The organism is Dickeya lacustris, from assembly GCF_029635795.1.
In the GTDB taxonomy this organism is placed as follows: Bacteria; Pseudomonadota; Gammaproteobacteria; order Enterobacterales; family Enterobacteriaceae; genus Dickeya; species Dickeya lacustris.
Map to the genome: position 1 here is coordinate 2,564,556 of NZ_CP114280.1, position 16,070 is coordinate 2,580,625.

Here is a 16,070-nt window from a genome sequence, read left to right on the forward strand (position 1 = left end):
TCAAGATGGCTACTGGAAAGATTATCCAGGTAATCGGCGCCGTGGTGGACGTCGAGTTCCCTCAGGATGCCGTACCGAATGTGTACGATGCGCTTGAGGTAGAGAACGGGGCTGAGAAACTGGTGCTGGAAGTACAGCAGCAGTTAGGCGGCGGCTTGGTTCGTTGTATTGCAATGGGTTCTTCCGACGGTCTGCGTCGTGGTTTAAAAGTTACCAACCTGGCTCATCCGATCGAAGTTCCGGTTGGTAAGGCTACGCTGGGTCGTATCATGAACGTACTGGGTGAGCCGGTCGACATGAAAGGGCCGATTGGCGAAGAAGAGCGCTGGGCGATTCACCGTGCGGCTCCGACGTACGAAGAACTGTCTAACTCCCAGGAACTGCTGGAAACCGGTATCAAGGTTATCGACCTGATTTGTCCGTTCGCCAAAGGCGGTAAAGTCGGTCTGTTCGGTGGTGCGGGCGTAGGTAAAACCGTAAACATGATGGAGCTTATCCGTAATATCGCGATCGAGCACTCCGGTTACTCCGTGTTTGCAGGCGTGGGTGAGCGTACCCGTGAAGGTAACGACTTCTACCACGAAATGACCGACTCCAACGTTATCGACAAAGTATCACTGGTGTATGGCCAGATGAACGAGCCGCCGGGCAGCCGCCTGCGCGTGGCGCTGACCGGTCTGACCATGGCGGAAAAATTCCGTGATGAAGGCCGTGACGTACTGCTGTTCGTCGATAACATCTACCGTTACACTCTGGCGGGCACCGAAGTATCCGCGCTGCTGGGCCGTATGCCGTCTGCGGTAGGTTATCAGCCGACGCTGGCTGAAGAGATGGGTGTGTTGCAGGAGCGTATTACCTCCACCAAGACCGGTTCAATCACCTCTATCCAGGCCGTTTACGTGCCAGCGGATGACTTGACTGACCCGTCACCGGCGACCACCTTCGCCCACTTGGACTCAACGGTAACACTGAGCCGTCAGATTGCATCACTGGGTATCTACCCGGCGGTTGACCCGCTGGATTCCACCAGCCGTCAGCTCGATCCGCTGATCGTCGGTCAGGAACACTATGATGTGGCGCGTGGCGTGCAGTCGATTCTGCAACGCTACCAGGAACTGAAGGACATCATCGCGATTCTGGGTATGGATGAGCTGTCTGAAGAAGACAAACTGGTCGTATCCCGTGCGCGTAAAATCCAGCGCTTCCTGTCTCAGCCGTTCTTTGTGGCCGAAGTCTTCACCGGTTCTCCGGGTAAATATGTGCCGCTGAAAGAAACCATCCGTGGTTTCAAAGGCATTATGGAAGGCGAGTTCGACCATATTCCAGAACAGGCGTTCTACATGGTAGGTTCCATTGACGAAGTCGTGGAAAAAGCCAAGAAACTGTAACGCCTTGATAGGAGGGTGATATGGCTGCTATGACTTACCATCTGGATGTCGTTAGTGCGGAACAGGCGATGTTTTCCGGTCTGGTACAGAAAATCCAGGTAACCGGTAGCGAAGGCGAGCTGGGGATTTATCCCGGTCACGCCCCCCTGCTCACGGCCATTAAGCCTGGTATGGTGCGCATTGTTAAACAGCACGGTGATGAAGAGTACATCTATCTGTCCGGCGGCATCCTTGAGGTGCAGCCGAACATGGTAACAGTGTTGTCCGATACCGCCATTCGTGGGCAGGATCTTGATGAAGCGCGAGCGTTGGAAGCCAAGCGTAAAGCTGAGTCGAATATTCACAACTCGCATGGCGATGTGGATTACGCTCAAGCCTCTGCTGATTTGGCGAAGGCGATTGCTAAATTGCGCGTCATTGAGCTGACCAAAAAAGCGATGTAACAGATGCAACGGTGAGCGCGCTCGCCCCATAGGGTGCCGATAGCGCAATACCGCAAGAAAAAAGCCAGCTGATTTCAGCTGGCTTTTTTTATCGGCCCGCCTGATTGCCGTTGATGGCAACAAGGCGGGCTGTCTTCCCTGATATCGGTGTGTTATTTCTTCTTCAAAAAGTCACCCAGTTGCAGGTTGCCTTTGTCATCACGGCTAAATACCGCAGGCACCACGACCGATTTATAGTTTGCGAGGGTCATGGTTTTACCCTGGCTGTTGACTGAGCGGTTGCCTTTGATGAAGTAGTTACTGTCATCAGCCCGGCCGACTATCGCATCGTCGTATTGGCCGGGTTTGGTACGCAGCGAGACGTTATTTTTGAACACGCCCTGTTTTTCCGGGCCATAGTAAGGGCTTGGGCGGAAAATGAAGTTAAAGCGTACGTTATCCAGCGCGATATTGTTGTACACCTGTATCGCACCAGGGTTGAAGTTATCGGTGAAGCCATCCATGTGGTTGCCGATAGCGATGCTGTTTTTCACCTGATGAGCGACCGGTTGGCCTTCGCCACCTAATTTGAAACCGTTACTGGTGTTGTTGACCGAAATCGAATTCTCGATCACCACAACGCCATTCGGGCCATCTTCGATTTTATTGAACAGGTCGAAACCATCATCGATGTTGTCATGTGAATAGGCACCACGGATCACGTTGCCTTCCCCTACCCGCATTTTCACGGCAAAACCATCGGCATCCTTTTTACTGGCATCCTGATTGCTGTGCGATTCGGAATTGAGGATCAGGTTGTGGCTGGCCCATAGCGGTCGGCCAACATTCTCATTAGACGACACCTGAATGCCGGTGTTATCACAGTGATGCGCCAGCACTCGCTCAATCACGTTGTGGCTGCCTTCAATGCGGAAGCTTTTTTCTGTAACTTCAACGCCTTTCACTTTCCAGTAGTTGGCGTTAAGTTGCAGGCCATGAAACACGGCTTTTTTGCCTGCCAGCGTCAGGGTTTTAATACCCTTGGCGTTACCACTGGCAGAAACGGGAATGGTTGTAGCGCTGTAATCACCGTCCATCAGCCATAACGTGCCGCCAGGTTGCAGCGCACTGATTGCTGTTTTGATATCCAGCGGCGCGGTTTTACTGCCGTTATTACTGGCTTTCCCTTCGGGTGAAACATACAGATTTTTCGCATCCGCCAGCGTGATTTTTTCTACGCTGAATGACGTTTCTTTGGCGGTTTTGTCGTCACCCTCTGTCGGGGTGTACACCAATTTGATGTCTGACTTAGGTTTGAGCAATTTGGTCGTGAGTGATAAATCATTCCCTGCCCGTAACTGCTGGGGTTTACCTAATGATTTGCCATCCTGAAATACTTCGATAGTGCCGTTGTAGTTCGCTCGCGCCTGAATCTGATAGCTATCGCTGGCAGACACCGCTGAGGACGCTATCTGTAATAGCGGCGCGTAACTTTCGGCTTTGAACGGTGCAGAAACCTTGGTATTCGCCGGGCTGGTGGTCAGGCTGGCATTACTGATGGTGATTTTGGCATTACGCGAAGCGAAGAACCCCACATAATAGTTCTCTTTATCCTGACGAGTAACGACATCGGCACCCTCGACGCTTTTACTCACCCACTGATCGCTGCCTTTAGGCGCATACGAGGTAATAAACCCTTCATCAGTACGCTCAAGCTTCAGGCGAAAGGTGGGTGTTTGTTGCAGATTGATCTTTTCCTGATAGCTGGTGCGAGTGATTTTGGCGTTGGTGTTGCCCCAGGGTTGGGTGACGCCATCACGGCTAATCAACTGCATCTTAACATCGGTGCCCGATTTTTTATCCTGCGTCATGATGGCGTTCATCACCATGTTGGATGCCGCTGGAAATTCTTCATAGCCCTCTTTTAACGGCTCCTGACGCGGCACACCGAGAATATCGCGCACCAGCAAACCGGCACCTTCCTGTGCATTTGGTTTGGCATCGGTTTCCGGGCCGAAGTGGTCTACCGTTACGTCTGCCTGTAGCACGAAATTCGCTTTTGCCGGGAGTTCGGTATAGAAAAAGGTCAAGCCATCATGGGTATTGGCAATTTTACCGCCCCGGCTTTCAATCGTGACGGGTTGTGACAGGTCAGCCTTATCGGTTGTGGTGAGTTTTTTACCGTTAATGGTGACGGTGTTGACGCCGACTTTTTCAGGCAGAACGTTGGTAGCAAAATTGACGTCGGTGGATTGACCAAAAGCGATGCTACGCCAGACAGGTGCGGCATCTTGTGTGGCAGAAAACGCCGTATTGGGCCCCAGAAGTAACATTGAATTAAGGGCGACAGTGAGTAGCCCCGAAACAGCATATTTCATGTTTTCTCCATTATTCTTTGTTATTGAACACGGCATTATGTCAAAAAATGAAACACTGTTTCTTTTGCATGCTTCACAAACCGAACAGCCACGCGCATAAGATGTGATTTAAATTCACCGTAGAAATGTTGCTGAAAAGCGGGCTTCCAGACGGTTTCTGATTACCCAAACCTTGCTGTATTGGATACACTCTCACCCTAGGTTTTTTCACCCAGGAATGGCGTTTAGCGGCCATTTTTCGCTGAAAAATATGTAGTAATCCGGTGCGATAACAGGTTTACTTTCGTTCGCCCTCGCGTGCGGGGCTCCATTCCGTTTTTAGTCAGGATGCCTATGTCTAACAGTTCAATGAGTGTGGTTATTCTTGCCGCTGGCAAGGGAACCCGCATGTATTCCAGCCTTCCTAAAGTGCTTCACCCTCTGGCAGGAAAACCGATTGTCCAACACGTGATTGATGCTGCGCTAAACGTGGGTGCCGAGCGCATTCATCTGGTTTATGGACATGGCGCGGAGCTGATTCGCCAGACGCTGACCGATGCCTCGTTGCACTGGGTGTTGCAGGCTGAACAATTGGGCACCGGCCATGCGGTGCAGCAGGCGGCGGATGATTTTGACGACAACGAAGACATCCTGATTCTTTACGGCGATGTTCCGCTGATTTCATCAGAGACGTTACAGCGCCTGGTTGCCGCGAAACCGCAGGGTGGCATTGGCCTGTTGACTGTCAATTTGCCCGATCCAACCGGCTATGGCCGCATTGTGCGGGATAATGGCGAGGTGGTCGGGATTGTTGAGCATAAAGATGCCAGCGAGCAGCAGCGCACCATTACAGAAATCAACACTGGAATTTTAGTCGCCGGTGGCCGTGACCTGAAACGCTGGTTAGGCCAGCTCAATAACCATAATGCACAGCGTGAATACTATCTGACGGACATTATTGCCATGGCCGCTCAGGAAGGAAACCGCGTGGTGGCGGTGCAGCCATCGGCGCTGAGTGAAGTCGAAGGGGTGAATAACCGCCTGCAACTGGCGACGCTGGAGCGCACTTTTCAGCGCGAACAGGCTGAACGGCTGCTGCTGGCAGGCGTCATGCTGATGGATCCGGCCCGCTTTGACCTGCGCGGTGAACTGGTACACGGCCTTGATGTGACCATTGATGCCAATGTGATTCTGGAAGGCCGGGTCACGCTCGGCAACCGGGTTAAGATTGGCGCAGGGTGCATCATCAAAAACAGCGACATTGGCGATGGCTGTGAATTGAGCCCCTACTCGGTTGTTGAAGATGCGGTGCTGGAAGCGCGCTGCACCATCGGCCCGTTTGCCCGTCTGCGCCCAGGCGCTGTGCTGGAAGAAGAGGCGCATGTGGGCAACTTCGTCGAAATGAAAAAGGCGCGCTTGGGTAAAGGTTCGAAAGCGGGGCATCTGACCTATCTTGGTGATGCGCACATTGGCTCCGGCGTGAATATCGGCGCGGGCACGATCACCTGTAACTATGACGGTGCCAACAAACACCAAACCGTGATTGGCGATGATGTGTTTGTCGGGTCGGATAGCCAACTGGTTGCACCGGTGACGATTGGCCGTGGCGCGACCATCGGCGCGGGGACTACCGTCACCCGTCATGTTGGTGAAAATGAACTGGTGATAAGCCGCGTGAAACAGACGCACATTGCGGGCTGGAAACGTCCGGTGAAGAAAAAGTAACCGTCTTATGCCCGAGGCGCGCAGGCCCGTCACGGTTAGCGCGCTTCTCGGGCTGATGATGATAACGTTTGGTCTGGGCTTATTACCGTTGAGGCCAGACCAAAACATAATAAAACCCCGCTTTCTACAACGGCTCGGGGAACCCGGAATCAACCGGAATAATCAGGTCTAAAGACATCGCGGTGACACAATATGTCACGTTTACAGGAATACAACCGATGTGTGGAATTGTTGGCGCTGTCGCGCAACGAGATATAGCTGAAATCCTGCTGGAAGGGCTGCGCCGCCTTGAATACCGGGGTTACGACTCTGCCGGTCTGGCGGTTGTCGGTCACGATGGTCAGGTTTCACGCCTGCGTCGTCTGGGCAAAGTGCAGGTGCTGGCGCAGGCGATGGAAGAACACCCGCTGACCGGCGGCACCGGGATTGCGCATACCCGCTGGGCAACGCACGGTGAACCGTCCGAGCATAATGCGCACCCGCATGTGTCTGGCCATATTACCGTGGTGCATAACGGCATTATCGAGAATCACGAACCATTACGTGAATTGATGGTGTCGCGTGGGTATCAGTTTACCTCTGCAACCGACACCGAAGTCGTTGCCCATTTGGTGCATTGGGAGCAACAGCAGGGCGGCTCACTGCATGACGTGGTGCAGCGTGTTATTGCGCAATTGCGCGGTGCTTACGGTATGGTGCTGCTTGATAGCCGCGACCCCAGCGTATTGGTTGCCGCCCGTTCCGGCAGCCCACTGGTGATTGGCCGGGGCGTCGGGGAGAACTTTATCGCCTCTGACCAGCTGGCGCTGTTGCCGGTAACGCGCCGTTTTATCTTCCTTGAAGAAGGCGATATCGCAGAAGTTACCCGCCGCACGGTACGCATCGTCGATCGTCACGGTAAAGAGGTGCAGCGCGAAGAGATAGAATCAAACGTGCAGTATGACGCTGGCGATAAAGGGGCCTACCGTCACTACATGCAAAAAGAGATTTTCGAGCAGCCGCTGGCCATCAAAAACACGCTCGAAGGGCGCTTTAGCCACGGTGAAATTCATCTCTCAGAACTGGGGCCTAAGGCCGAGGCGCTGCTGGCAACGGTGCGACATATACAGATTATTGCCTGCGGTACGTCATACAATGCAGGCATGGTGTCGCGCTACTGGTTTGAGTCGCTGGCGGGTATTCCTTGCGATGTGGAAATCGCCTCCGAATTCCGTTATCGCAAACCGGCGGTGCGTGAAAACAGCCTGATGATCACCTTATCGCAATCCGGTGAAACGGCTGACACGCTGGCAGCGTTGCGTTTGTCAAAAGAGCTGGGGTATCTCGGTTCGCTGGCGATTTGCAATGTGGCGGGCTCCTCGCTGGTGCGTGAATCAGACTGGGCGCTGATGACCCGCGCCGGGGCTGAAATCGGTGTTGCTTCCACCAAGGCTTTTACGACCCAACTGACGGTGCTGTTGATGTTGGTGGCGCGTATTGGCCGTTTGCGCGGGATGGCGGCAGAGGTTGAGCGTGAAATCGTGCAGGCGCTGCAGGCGTTGCCCGCCCGTATCGAACAGATGCTGTCGCAAGACAAGCTTATCGAATCGCTGGCGGAAGGCTTCTCTGATAAACACCACGCGTTGTTCCTCGGCCGTGGCGATCAGTACCCGATTGCGATGGAAGGCGCGCTTAAGCTCAAAGAGATTTCCTACATCCACGCAGAAGCGTATGCCGCAGGTGAACTGAAACACGGCCCGCTGGCGCTGATTGATGCCGATATGCCAGTCGTTGTGGTCGCGCCTAATAACGATTTGCTGGAAAAACTGAAATCCAACATCGAAGAAGTGCGTGCGCGCGGCGGTGAAATCTATGTGTTCGCTGACGAGCAGGCCGGGTTCACGTCTGACAGCGAGATGATGAAAATCATCCAGTTGCCGCATGTTGAAGAGTTCATCGCGCCTATTTTCTACACGGTGCCGCTACAACTGCTCTCTTACTATGTGGCGCTGATTAAAGGCACCGATGTTGACCAGCCGCGTAACCTGGCGAAATCGGTAACGGTGGAGTAAGGTTTGCCGGTGACTGAGCGAAGAGCGTGATTCTTCGCCTGGCATAAAAAAGCCCTGATTTAATCTATCAGGGCTTTTCTTTTTTTAAGTTAACATACGCAGGGGTGTTACACTTAGCCCGCGTTAGAAACCTTAGTACGAGTTAAGAAAATGGAAATTCGACGCTTAAATACTATACGTGGTGTAGCTGTTTTGATTGTTATTGTTAGTCATTATAGCAACGAGTCTAAGATTCTCGGGGGCGTGCTAGGTAATGGTGCAGGCCAGCTTGGCGTAATGCTATTCTTCTTGCTAAGTTCATTTTTAATGTCTTTTCTTTATCTGGATAAAGTTCCGAATACACAAAACTTGGTGGGTTTTTGTGTTGCAAGAATTGCCCGGGTTATTCCTTTGTTCTTTCTTGTTGTATTCGTTTCTTTTTTTGGAAATATTATCTTTCCTTCTGAGTTTGTCCATTTCCTTTATCCGATAGCCGATCTCTCATCATTAATTTCAAATTTACTCTTGTTATCTGGTGTAAAAGTCATGTGGACAATTCCACCTGAAATACAATTTTATGCTGCTTTTGCTTTTTTTTGGTTTTTGACCAAGAAACTGGGGATGGGAATAATGCTATTCCCCATCGCCCTTTTAGGTTTTTATGTTTTTTTTCCTAATCCGAAAATTCATGAAGGCACTGTGTTTGGCCTGTTTTTTAGGCTATCAATATTACAGGTGTATGCTTGTTTTGTGGTTGGTCTCTTGTTCGGGGTTTTGTATAAGAAATGGTCTGTTCCTGAGAAGTACAAAAGCAAGTATTTCTTATGCTCCCTTGCTGTGATTCCTTTGCTTTTTCCGATGATTTTTTTCAGCTACACGGGTTATTTACATGCAATATGGAATGAGCCAGGTATTTTAATTGCAATTTCTCTGGTTTTTTTCTCGCTTGTTTTTCTTGTTCCTGATGGGAATTTTTTATTGGAAAATAAAGCTGGAGATTTTTTAGGAAGAGTATCTTATTCAACCTATCTATTACATTATCCCATTCTAATGACTATGAGTGGGTTGGGTTTTTCAAAAAAAATAATTGATGGTGTGATTTTTATATTGCTGACGCTGGTTGTTTCTCATCTTTCGTTTGTTTTTTTTGAAAGCCCAGCCAGGAGTTTTATTAAAAATAGATTTTTAAAAAACCTCAAGGTAGAAGGAAGGTAATATTTCAATGCCTGCTTTTATTGCTCTGATAGCATCTTGAAAATCACGGTGTTCCCTCGGCCTTTTTCCTCTGTCTTATTGACAGGTTAGTACACCCCCAGCGGCTTCTAATGTGCCTGTCACATAACTGTCATATTTCATACATTTTACTGTCACCGAATTGACCTATTTTCTCTTCCAGCAAATGACATTGTGATCGCGCACACGCTGCGGATGACACCTCTACCGATTAAACAATAGCTCCGGGTCTACACGTCTAGGTATCCCACAGGAGGGATTATGAAACTCATGCGTACCACTGTTGCCAGTATCGTTGCTGCAAGTTTTTCTCTGACGGCGGTTTCTGCTTTCGCCGCAGCAAATCTCACTGGTGCAGGTGCGACATTCCCCGCTCCGGTTTATGCCAAGTGGGCAGACTCTTATGAGAAAGAGACCGGCAATAAAGTGAACTATCAGGGCATCGGCTCCTCCGGCGGCGTGAAACAAATTACCGCCAAGACCGTCGATTTTGGCGCGTCCGATGCTCCGCTGGCCGATGATAAGCTGGCGCAAGATGGCCTGTTCCAGTTCCCGACCGTGATTGGCGGTATCGTACTGGCGGTTAACCTGCCGGGTGTGGCTGCCGGTGAACTGACGCTGGATGGCAAAACGCTGGGTGATATCTACCTGGGAAATATCAAAAAGTGGAACGATGCGGCCATCGCTAAACTGAACCCAGGGGTAAAACTGCCGGATCAGGATATCGCGGTCGTGCGTCGCGCCGATGGTTCAGGCACCTCTTATGTGTTCACCAGCTATCTGGCGAAAGTGAACAGCGAGTGGAAAGAGAAGATTGGCGCGGGTAACACCGTTAACTGGCCGACCGGTCTGGGTGGTAAAGGCAACGACGGTATCGCTGCGTTTGTTCAGCGTCTGCCGGGGTCTATCGGTTATGTCGAATACGCCTATGCCAAGCAGAACAATCTGGTGTACACCAAGCTGCTCTCGGCCGATGGCAAAGCCGTCAGCCCGACGGAAGCCTCCTTTAGCAATGCGGCCAAAGGGGTGGACTGGAGCAAGTCGTTTGCACAAGACCTGACTAACCAGAAAGGCGCGGACGCATGGCCTATCACGTCAACCACCTTCATTTTGCTGCATAAAGAGCAGAGTAAACCAGAGCAGGGCACTGAAGTGCTGAAGTTCTTCGATTGGGCCTACACGAAAGGTGATGCTCAGGCGAAAGCGCTGGATTACGCCACCTTACCGAAAGAAGTGGTTGCTCAGGTTCGCGCTGCCTGGAAAACCCAGATCAAAGACAGCAGCGGTAAAGCACTATACTGATTGTAGTCGGTCAGGAACGGTTGAGTCAGTCTCCTGAGGTGGATAAACCGCAATCGGTCTATCCACCTCCGACGTTGATAGCGCCGCCTGATTATCTGAAAGACGCAGTTATTTGAAAAACGCCGTTATCTGAAAGAAGAGAGACGTATGGCTGACGATAAGCCAACAACTATAGCGGATATACCTGTAGGCAAAACCATTACCCCGCCGGGAAAACAGGGCGATATCCTTTTTGGGGCGCTGGTCAGACTGGCGGCCCTGCTGACGTTACTGCTGCTGGGCGGCATTATCGTCTCACTGATGTTCGCCTCCTGGCCGAGCATCAAAACCTTCGGTTTTTCTTTCCTGTGGAACAAAGAGTGGGATGCGCCTGCCGGGCAATTCGGTGCACTGGTGCCGATTTACGGCACGCTGGTGACGTCGCTTATTGCCTTGATTATCGCCATTCCCATCAGTTTCGGTATTGCGCTGTTCCTGACGGAACTGGCACCCGGCTGGCTGAAGCGTCCGCTTGGGGTGGCGATTGAGCTGCTGGCTGCGATCCCGAGTATCGTTTACGGCATGTGGGGGCTATTTGTGTTCGCCCCGCTGTTCGCCAAATATTTCCAGCAGCCGGTTGGCAATGTGCTCTCTGGCATTCCATTCATCGGTTCGCTGTTTTCCGGCCCGGCTTTCGGCATCGGCATTCTGGCCGCCGGGGTCATTCTGGCCATTATGATCATCCCCTATATTGCCGCCGTGATGCGCGATGTGTTCGAGCAAACGCCGGTGATGATGAAAGAATCGGCCTACGGCATCGGTTGTACTACGTGGGAAGTTATCTGGCACATCGTGCTGCCGTTCACCAAAAACGGCGTGATTGGCGGCGTGATGCTGGGGCTTGGCCGGGCGCTCGGTGAAACCATGGCGGTAACATTTATCATCGGCAATACCTACCAGTTAGACAGCGTTTCGCTCTATATGCCGGGCAATAGCATCACCTCGGCGCTGGCCAATGAATTTGCCGAAGCGGATACCGGGCTGCATACCGCCGCGCTGATGGAGCTGGGGCTGATTCTGTTTGTTATCACCTTTATTGTGCTGGCCTGCTCGAAGCTGATGATCATGCGTCTGGCGAAAAATGAAGGAGCACGCTGATGGCGAGCATGAGCATGGAAACCCATTCCGACACGCTGGAAACCCGCCGCAAAATGCAGGCGTGGCGTCGTCAAAAAAACCGTATTGCGCTATTTCTGTCGATGCTGACGATGGCATTCGGCCTGTTCTGGCTGGTGTGGATACTGATGTCTACGGTGACGAAAGGCATTGATGGTATGTCGCTGTCGCTGTTTACCGAAATGACGCCGCCGCCGAATTCGGCGGGGGGCGGCCTGGCTAACGCGATTGTCGGTAGCGGCCTGTTGATTCTGTGGGCGACGCTGTTTGGCACGCCGCTGGGAATTCTGGCCGGTGTCTATCTGGCTGAATATGGCCGTAAATCGCTGATTGCCGAAGTGATCCGCTTTATTAACGACATTTTGCTGTCTGCGCCGTCAATCGTGGTTGGGCTGTTTGTCTACACGCTGGTGGTCGCCAAAATGGAGCATTTCTCCGGCTGGGCTGGCGTGATTGCGCTGGCATTGTTGCAGGTGCCTATCGTGATTCGTACCACCGAAAACATGCTGAAACTGGTGCCGGATAGCCTGCGAGAAGCGGCTTACGCACTGGGGACGCCGAAATGGAAGATGATCTCGGCGATTACCCTGAAAGCATCGGTATCCGGCATTATCACCGGCGTGTTGCTGGCGGTGGCGCGTATCGCCGGGGAAACGGCACCGCTGCTGTTTACCTCGCTGTCGAACCAATTCTGGAGCACCGATTTGATGCATCCGATTGCTAACCTGCCGGTCACGATTTTTAAATTTGCCATGAGCCCGTTCAAAGAGTGGCAGGGGTTGGCGTGGGCCGGGGTGCTGCTGATTACGCTGTGCGTACTGCTGCTGAACGTGCTGGCTCGCGTACTGTTTGCCAGGAAAACACGTTAACCCAGCAACATTTATGAATATTCGAGCGTCGCGCAGGCGGCGTTCGCCAGAAGAGAGACGTCTTAATGAGTATGGTGACAGAGACATCCGCCAGCAAAATCCAGGTGCGCAATCTGAATTTCTATTATGGGAAATTTCATGCGCTGAAAAACATCACGCTGGATATCGCTAAAAACCAGGTGACGGCGTTTATCGGGCCCTCTGGCTGCGGTAAATCAACCTTGCTGCGTACCCTGAATAAAATGTATCAGCTCTACCCGGAGCAGCGTGCCGAAGGCGATATCCTGCTGGATGGCAATAATATCCTGACCGATAGCCAGGATATCGCACTGTTACGCGCCAGGGTGGGGATGGTGTTCCAGAAGCCGACGCCGTTTCCGATGTCGATTTACGACAATATTGCCTTTGGCGTGAAACTGTTTGAGAAACTGTCGCGGGCGGAAATGGACGAGCGCGTCCAGTGGGCGCTGACCAAAGCGGCGCTGTGGCAGGAAACCAAAGACAAACTGCACCAGAGCGGTTACAGCTTGTCCGGCGGCCAGCAGCAGCGTTTGTGTATTGCGCGCGGCATCGCTATTCGACCGGACGTATTACTGCTCGATGAACCATGCTCGGCGCTCGACCCTATCTCCACTGGCCGTATCGAAGAGCTGATTTCCGAGCTGAAGAAAGACTATACCGTGGTGATCGTCACGCATAACATGCAGCAGGCGGCGCGTTGCTCCGACCATACGGCGTTTATGTATCTGGGCGAGCTGATTGAATTTAGCGATACCGACACCCTGTTTACCGCGCCACGGCAGAAGCAGACTGAAGACTACATCACCGGTCGTTACGGTTGATTACGGGAGTATCATGGACAATCTTAATCTGAATAAACATATTTCCGGTCAGTTTAATGCCGAACTGGAAAGCATCCGCACCCAGGTGTTGACGATGGGCGGGCTGGTGGAACAGCAACTGACGGATGCCATTACCGCCATGCACAATCAGGATGCGGAGCTGGCACAGCGCGTGATTGAAGGCGATGCCAAAGTCAACATGATGGAAGTGAGTATTGACGAGGCGTGCGTGCGCATTATTGCCAAACGCCAGCCGACCGCCAGCGACCTGCGTCTGGTGATGGCGATCATCAAGACCATTTCCGAGCTGGAACGCATCGGCGATGTGGCGGACAAAATCTGCCGCACCGCGCTGGAGAAATTCTCCCATCAGCATCAGCCGCTGTTGGTGAGCCTGGAGTCGTTGGGCAATCACACCGTACAGATGCTGCATGATGTGCTGGACGCGTTTGCGCGTATGGATCTGGATGAAGCCAAGCGCATCTACATGGAAGACAAGAAAGTGGACAAAGAGTACGAAGGCATTGTGCGCCAACTGATGACGCACATGATGGAAGACTCGCGCACCATTCCCAGCGTGCTGACCGCGTTGTTCTGCGCCCGTTCCATTGAGCGCATTGGCGACCGTTGCCAGAACATTTGCGAGTTCATTTTCTACTTCGTTAAAGGCCAGGATTTTCGTCATCTGGGTGGCGACGCACTGGAAAAAATGCTGGCGCAAAAAGACGCGAGCAAACCGGAGTAACCAACCCGCCATTGCTTGTTGCTTCCCAACGCCCCGCCTTTGCGGGGCGTTGTCATTGGTTATGCGCGATGGCCGCATTGTCACTGAGGGTTGCCAGGTGCCGAATAGAACATAAGTTCATATTATGGGTATTTATGTTATTTCCGGCGCGTCAGTACCGCTGTTAGCCTGCATTCATTGAGTTAACAACATCTTATGAACTCATTCTCGTTCAGGTGCATTCTCTTTTGAGAACAATAGATTACAGGCGGATAAAAAATGAAAAAATCGTTGTTGGCATTCTCTCTTCTGGCAGGACTGGCGGCGCTTTCTGGCCATGCGCAGGCGGATAAACTCGACGACATCCAGAAAGCCGGGGTGGTGAACGTGGCGGTGTTCGACAGCAATCCGCCGTTTGGTTATGTCGATCCGCAAAGTAAAAAGCTGGTGGGCTACGATGTGGATGTCGCGCAGGCTATCGGCAAGGCGCTGGGCGTAAAAGTGGAGTTGCGCGCAACGAACCCGGCCAACCGTATTCCGCTGTTGACCTCGAAAAAAGTTGACCTGATTGCCGCTAATTTCACCATTACCGATGAGCGTGCCAAACAGGTGAATTTCAGTGTGCCCTATTTCGCCACCGGCCAGAAATTCATTGCCCGCAAAGGCGTGCTGAAAACCCCGGAAGACATCAAAAACCTGCGCATTGGTGCAGATAAAGGCACCGTGCAGGAAATCACCCTGCGTGAACACTACCCAACGGCGAAAGTGATCTCTTATGACGACACGCCGCTGGCGTTTGCGGCGCTGCGTAATGGCAACGTGCAGGCCATCACCCAGGATGACGCCAAACTGGTCGGGCTGCTGGGCAACCTGTCGGCGGCACAAAAAGCCGATTTTGAAATTTCGCCCTTTAGCATCACCAAAGAGTATCAGGGCATCGGCATTCCTAAAGGTGAAGACCGGTTGACGGAAAAAGTGAATGACATTCTGCTGAACCTGGAAAAACAGGGCGAGGCGGTGAAAATTTATGACCGCTGGTTCGGGCCGCAAACCCCGTCAGCGCAGCCGCGTGGTGATTTTAAAATCGCCCCGTTGGCTCAACAGCCCAAAGCCTGATTCTTCACCCGCCATTGCCTGTTGGTGGCTGGCTGACGATGTCATACCGGTGACACAGAAATAGCAGAAATAAACGACAGACATTCCTCGTATTGATGAACGTCACGACACTCAGTGTAGTAACCTTGCCCCCGGCCCCATCCCGGGGGCCTTCTTATTGATGATGACTGATAACCACTTTCAACGTTGGCTGGCCGAGACATGGCTGGCCCCGCAGTACCTGCATTGGTTGTGGCAGGGTTTTCTGGTAACGCTCGCGTTGGCATTGGCCACCTCGCTACTGGCAACGCTGCTTGGCCTGGCGCTTTCCGCCGCGCGCGATAGCCGCACTCCTTTGCTGCGCTGGCCGGTGGTGGCCTATTGCTCGCTGTTTCGCAACACGCCCTTGCTGGTGCAGCTGTTCTTCTGGTATTTCGGTGCGCCCCAGTGTTTGCCTGCGGCCTTCATGCAGTGGCTCACGACGCCGCACACGCTGCCGCTGTTGGAGATTAGCCTGCCGTCGTTTGAGTTTATTGCCGGTTTGATGGGGGTGACGTTCTACTCCAGTGCGTTTATTGCCGAAGAGATCCGCGCGGGTATTGCCGGTGTCGCGCGCGGCCAGAAATATGCCGCTTGTGCGCTCGGGTTAACCGGCTGGCAGGCGATGCGCTATGTGGTGCTGCCACAGGCGTGGCGAATAGCCTGGCCGACGCTGCTTGGGCAGTACATGAACGTGATAAAAAACACCTCGTTGACGATGGCTATCGGTGTTGCCGAACTGTCTTATGCTTCACGTCAGGTGGAAACGGAAACCTTGCGCACATTTCAGGCTTTCGGGGTGGCGACCTTGCTCTACGTTGCTGCCATTGCCGTGCTGGAAGGCTTTGGTATGTGGCGCGCCCATCGGCAACCGCTAAAGGGGAAATAA

13 protein-coding genes are annotated in these 16,070 nt (G+C 52.5%); 12 read left to right on the forward strand and 1 reads right to left on the reverse strand.

The genetic code is table 11. The features are described from left to right. The first annotated feature begins 5 nt into the window (after positions 1 to 5). Both atpD and O1Q98_RS11645 read left to right on the forward strand, forming a co-directional pair. On the forward strand, positions 6 to 1,388 hold the full coding sequence (gene atpD, locus O1Q98_RS11640) for a F0F1 ATP synthase subunit beta (protein WP_125261241.1): 1,383 nt from the start codon (positions 6 to 8) through the stop codon (positions 1,386 to 1,388). Between the two features lie 20 nt (positions 1,389 to 1,408). Then, positions 1,409 to 1,831 (forward strand): F0F1 ATP synthase subunit epsilon, encoded by a 423-nt coding sequence (locus O1Q98_RS11645; protein WP_035345368.1) that lies wholly within the window; start codon positions 1,409 to 1,411, stop codon positions 1,829 to 1,831. A gap of 152 nt (positions 1,832 to 1,983) precedes the next feature. On the opposite strand, the gene pelX is transcribed toward O1Q98_RS11645, so the two are convergent. Beyond that, on the reverse strand, positions 1,984 to 4,188 hold the full coding sequence (pelX, locus tag O1Q98_RS11650; RefSeq protein ID WP_125261242.1) for a pectate disaccharide-lyase PelX: 2,205 nt from the start codon (positions 4,186 to 4,188) through the stop codon (positions 1,984 to 1,986). 333 nt (positions 4,189 to 4,521) lie between these two features. Here pelX and glmU point away from each other — a divergent pair, with 333 nt between their 5' ends. From glmU to O1Q98_RS11700, 10 genes are all read left to right on the forward strand, one after another. After that, entirely contained in the window at positions 4,522 to 5,892 is a 1,371-nt protein-coding gene (glmU, locus tag O1Q98_RS11655) for a bifunctional UDP-N-acetylglucosamine diphosphorylase/glucosamine-1-phosphate N-acetyltransferase GlmU (protein WP_125261243.1), read from the forward strand. Between the two features lie 218 nt (positions 5,893 to 6,110). Continuing rightward, positions 6,111 to 7,943 carry a glutamine--fructose-6-phosphate transaminase (isomerizing) gene (glmS, locus tag O1Q98_RS11660; protein WP_035345376.1) on the forward strand — a complete coding sequence of 611 codons (1,833 nt, stop codon included), beginning with the start codon at positions 6,111 to 6,113 and terminating at the stop codon, positions 7,941 to 7,943. A gap of 150 nt (positions 7,944 to 8,093) precedes the next feature. After that, complete coding sequence (locus O1Q98_RS11665) at positions 8,094 to 9,137, forward strand: acyltransferase family protein (protein ID WP_125261244.1); 1,044 nt, start codon at positions 8,094 to 8,096, stop codon at positions 9,135 to 9,137. Positions 9,138 to 9,416: 279 nt separating this feature from the next. Next, on the forward strand, positions 9,417 to 10,457 hold the full coding sequence (gene pstS, locus O1Q98_RS11670) for a phosphate ABC transporter substrate-binding protein PstS (protein WP_125261245.1): 1,041 nt from the start codon (positions 9,417 to 9,419) through the stop codon (positions 10,455 to 10,457). Positions 10,458 to 10,604: 147 nt separating this feature from the next. Then, a complete protein-coding gene (pstC, locus tag O1Q98_RS11675; protein WP_125261246.1) occupies positions 10,605 to 11,594 on the forward strand; it encodes a phosphate ABC transporter permease PstC in 990 nt (329 codons plus the stop codon). Beyond that, positions 11,594 to 12,481, forward strand: coding sequence for a phosphate ABC transporter permease PstA (gene pstA / locus O1Q98_RS11680; RefSeq protein WP_125261247.1), 888 nt, complete (start codon positions 11,594 to 11,596; stop codon positions 12,479 to 12,481). The genes pstC and pstA overlap by 1 nt, the downstream gene beginning before the upstream one ends. A gap of 65 nt (positions 12,482 to 12,546) precedes the next feature. After that, positions 12,547 to 13,323 carry a phosphate ABC transporter ATP-binding protein PstB gene (pstB, locus tag O1Q98_RS11685; protein WP_125261248.1) on the forward strand — a complete coding sequence of 259 codons (777 nt, stop codon included), beginning with the start codon at positions 12,547 to 12,549 and terminating at the stop codon, positions 13,321 to 13,323. Between the two features lie 13 nt (positions 13,324 to 13,336). Further along, positions 13,337 to 14,068, forward strand: coding sequence for a phosphate signaling complex protein PhoU (gene phoU / locus O1Q98_RS11690; RefSeq protein WP_125261249.1), 732 nt, complete (start codon positions 13,337 to 13,339; stop codon positions 14,066 to 14,068). A 258-nt stretch (positions 14,069 to 14,326) separates the two neighbouring features. Further along, positions 14,327 to 15,163 (forward strand): ABC transporter substrate-binding protein, encoded by an 837-nt coding sequence (locus O1Q98_RS11695; protein ID WP_125261250.1) that lies wholly within the window; start codon positions 14,327 to 14,329, stop codon positions 15,161 to 15,163. A 160-nt stretch (positions 15,164 to 15,323) separates the two neighbouring features. Next, positions 15,324 to 16,070, forward strand: coding sequence for an amino acid ABC transporter permease (locus O1Q98_RS11700; protein WP_125261251.1), 747 nt, complete (start codon positions 15,324 to 15,326; stop codon positions 16,068 to 16,070).

Coding starts and splice junctions, on each gene's coding strand:
- pstB (WP_125261248.1), top strand. CDS start 12,547: ATGAGTATGGTGACAGAGACATCCGCCAGCAAAATCCAGGTGCGCAAT.
- pstC (WP_125261246.1), top strand. CDS start 10,605: ATGGCTGACGATAAGCCAACAACTATAGCGGATATACCTGTAGGCAAA.
- phoU (WP_125261249.1), top strand. CDS start 13,337: ATGGACAATCTTAATCTGAATAAACATATTTCCGGTCAGTTTAATGCC.
- O1Q98_RS11700 (WP_125261251.1), top strand. CDS start 15,324: ATGATGACTGATAACCACTTTCAACGTTGGCTGGCCGAGACATGGCTG.
- glmS (WP_035345376.1), top strand. CDS start 6,111: ATGTGTGGAATTGTTGGCGCTGTCGCGCAACGAGATATAGCTGAAATC.
- pstS (WP_125261245.1), top strand. CDS start 9,417: ATGAAACTCATGCGTACCACTGTTGCCAGTATCGTTGCTGCAAGTTTT.
- glmU (WP_125261243.1), top strand. CDS start 4,522: ATGTCTAACAGTTCAATGAGTGTGGTTATTCTTGCCGCTGGCAAGGGA.
- O1Q98_RS11695 (WP_125261250.1), top strand. CDS start 14,327: ATGAAAAAATCGTTGTTGGCATTCTCTCTTCTGGCAGGACTGGCGGCG.
- pelX (WP_125261242.1), bottom strand. CDS start 4,188: ATGAAATATGCTGTTTCGGGGCTACTCACTGTCGCCCTTAATTCAATG.
- O1Q98_RS11665 (WP_125261244.1), top strand. CDS start 8,094: ATGGAAATTCGACGCTTAAATACTATACGTGGTGTAGCTGTTTTGATT.
- O1Q98_RS11645 (WP_035345368.1), top strand. CDS start 1,409: ATGGCTGCTATGACTTACCATCTGGATGTCGTTAGTGCGGAACAGGCG.
- pstA (WP_125261247.1), top strand. CDS start 11,594: ATGGCGAGCATGAGCATGGAAACCCATTCCGACACGCTGGAAACCCGC.
- atpD (WP_125261241.1), top strand. CDS start 6: ATGGCTACTGGAAAGATTATCCAGGTAATCGGCGCCGTGGTGGACGTC.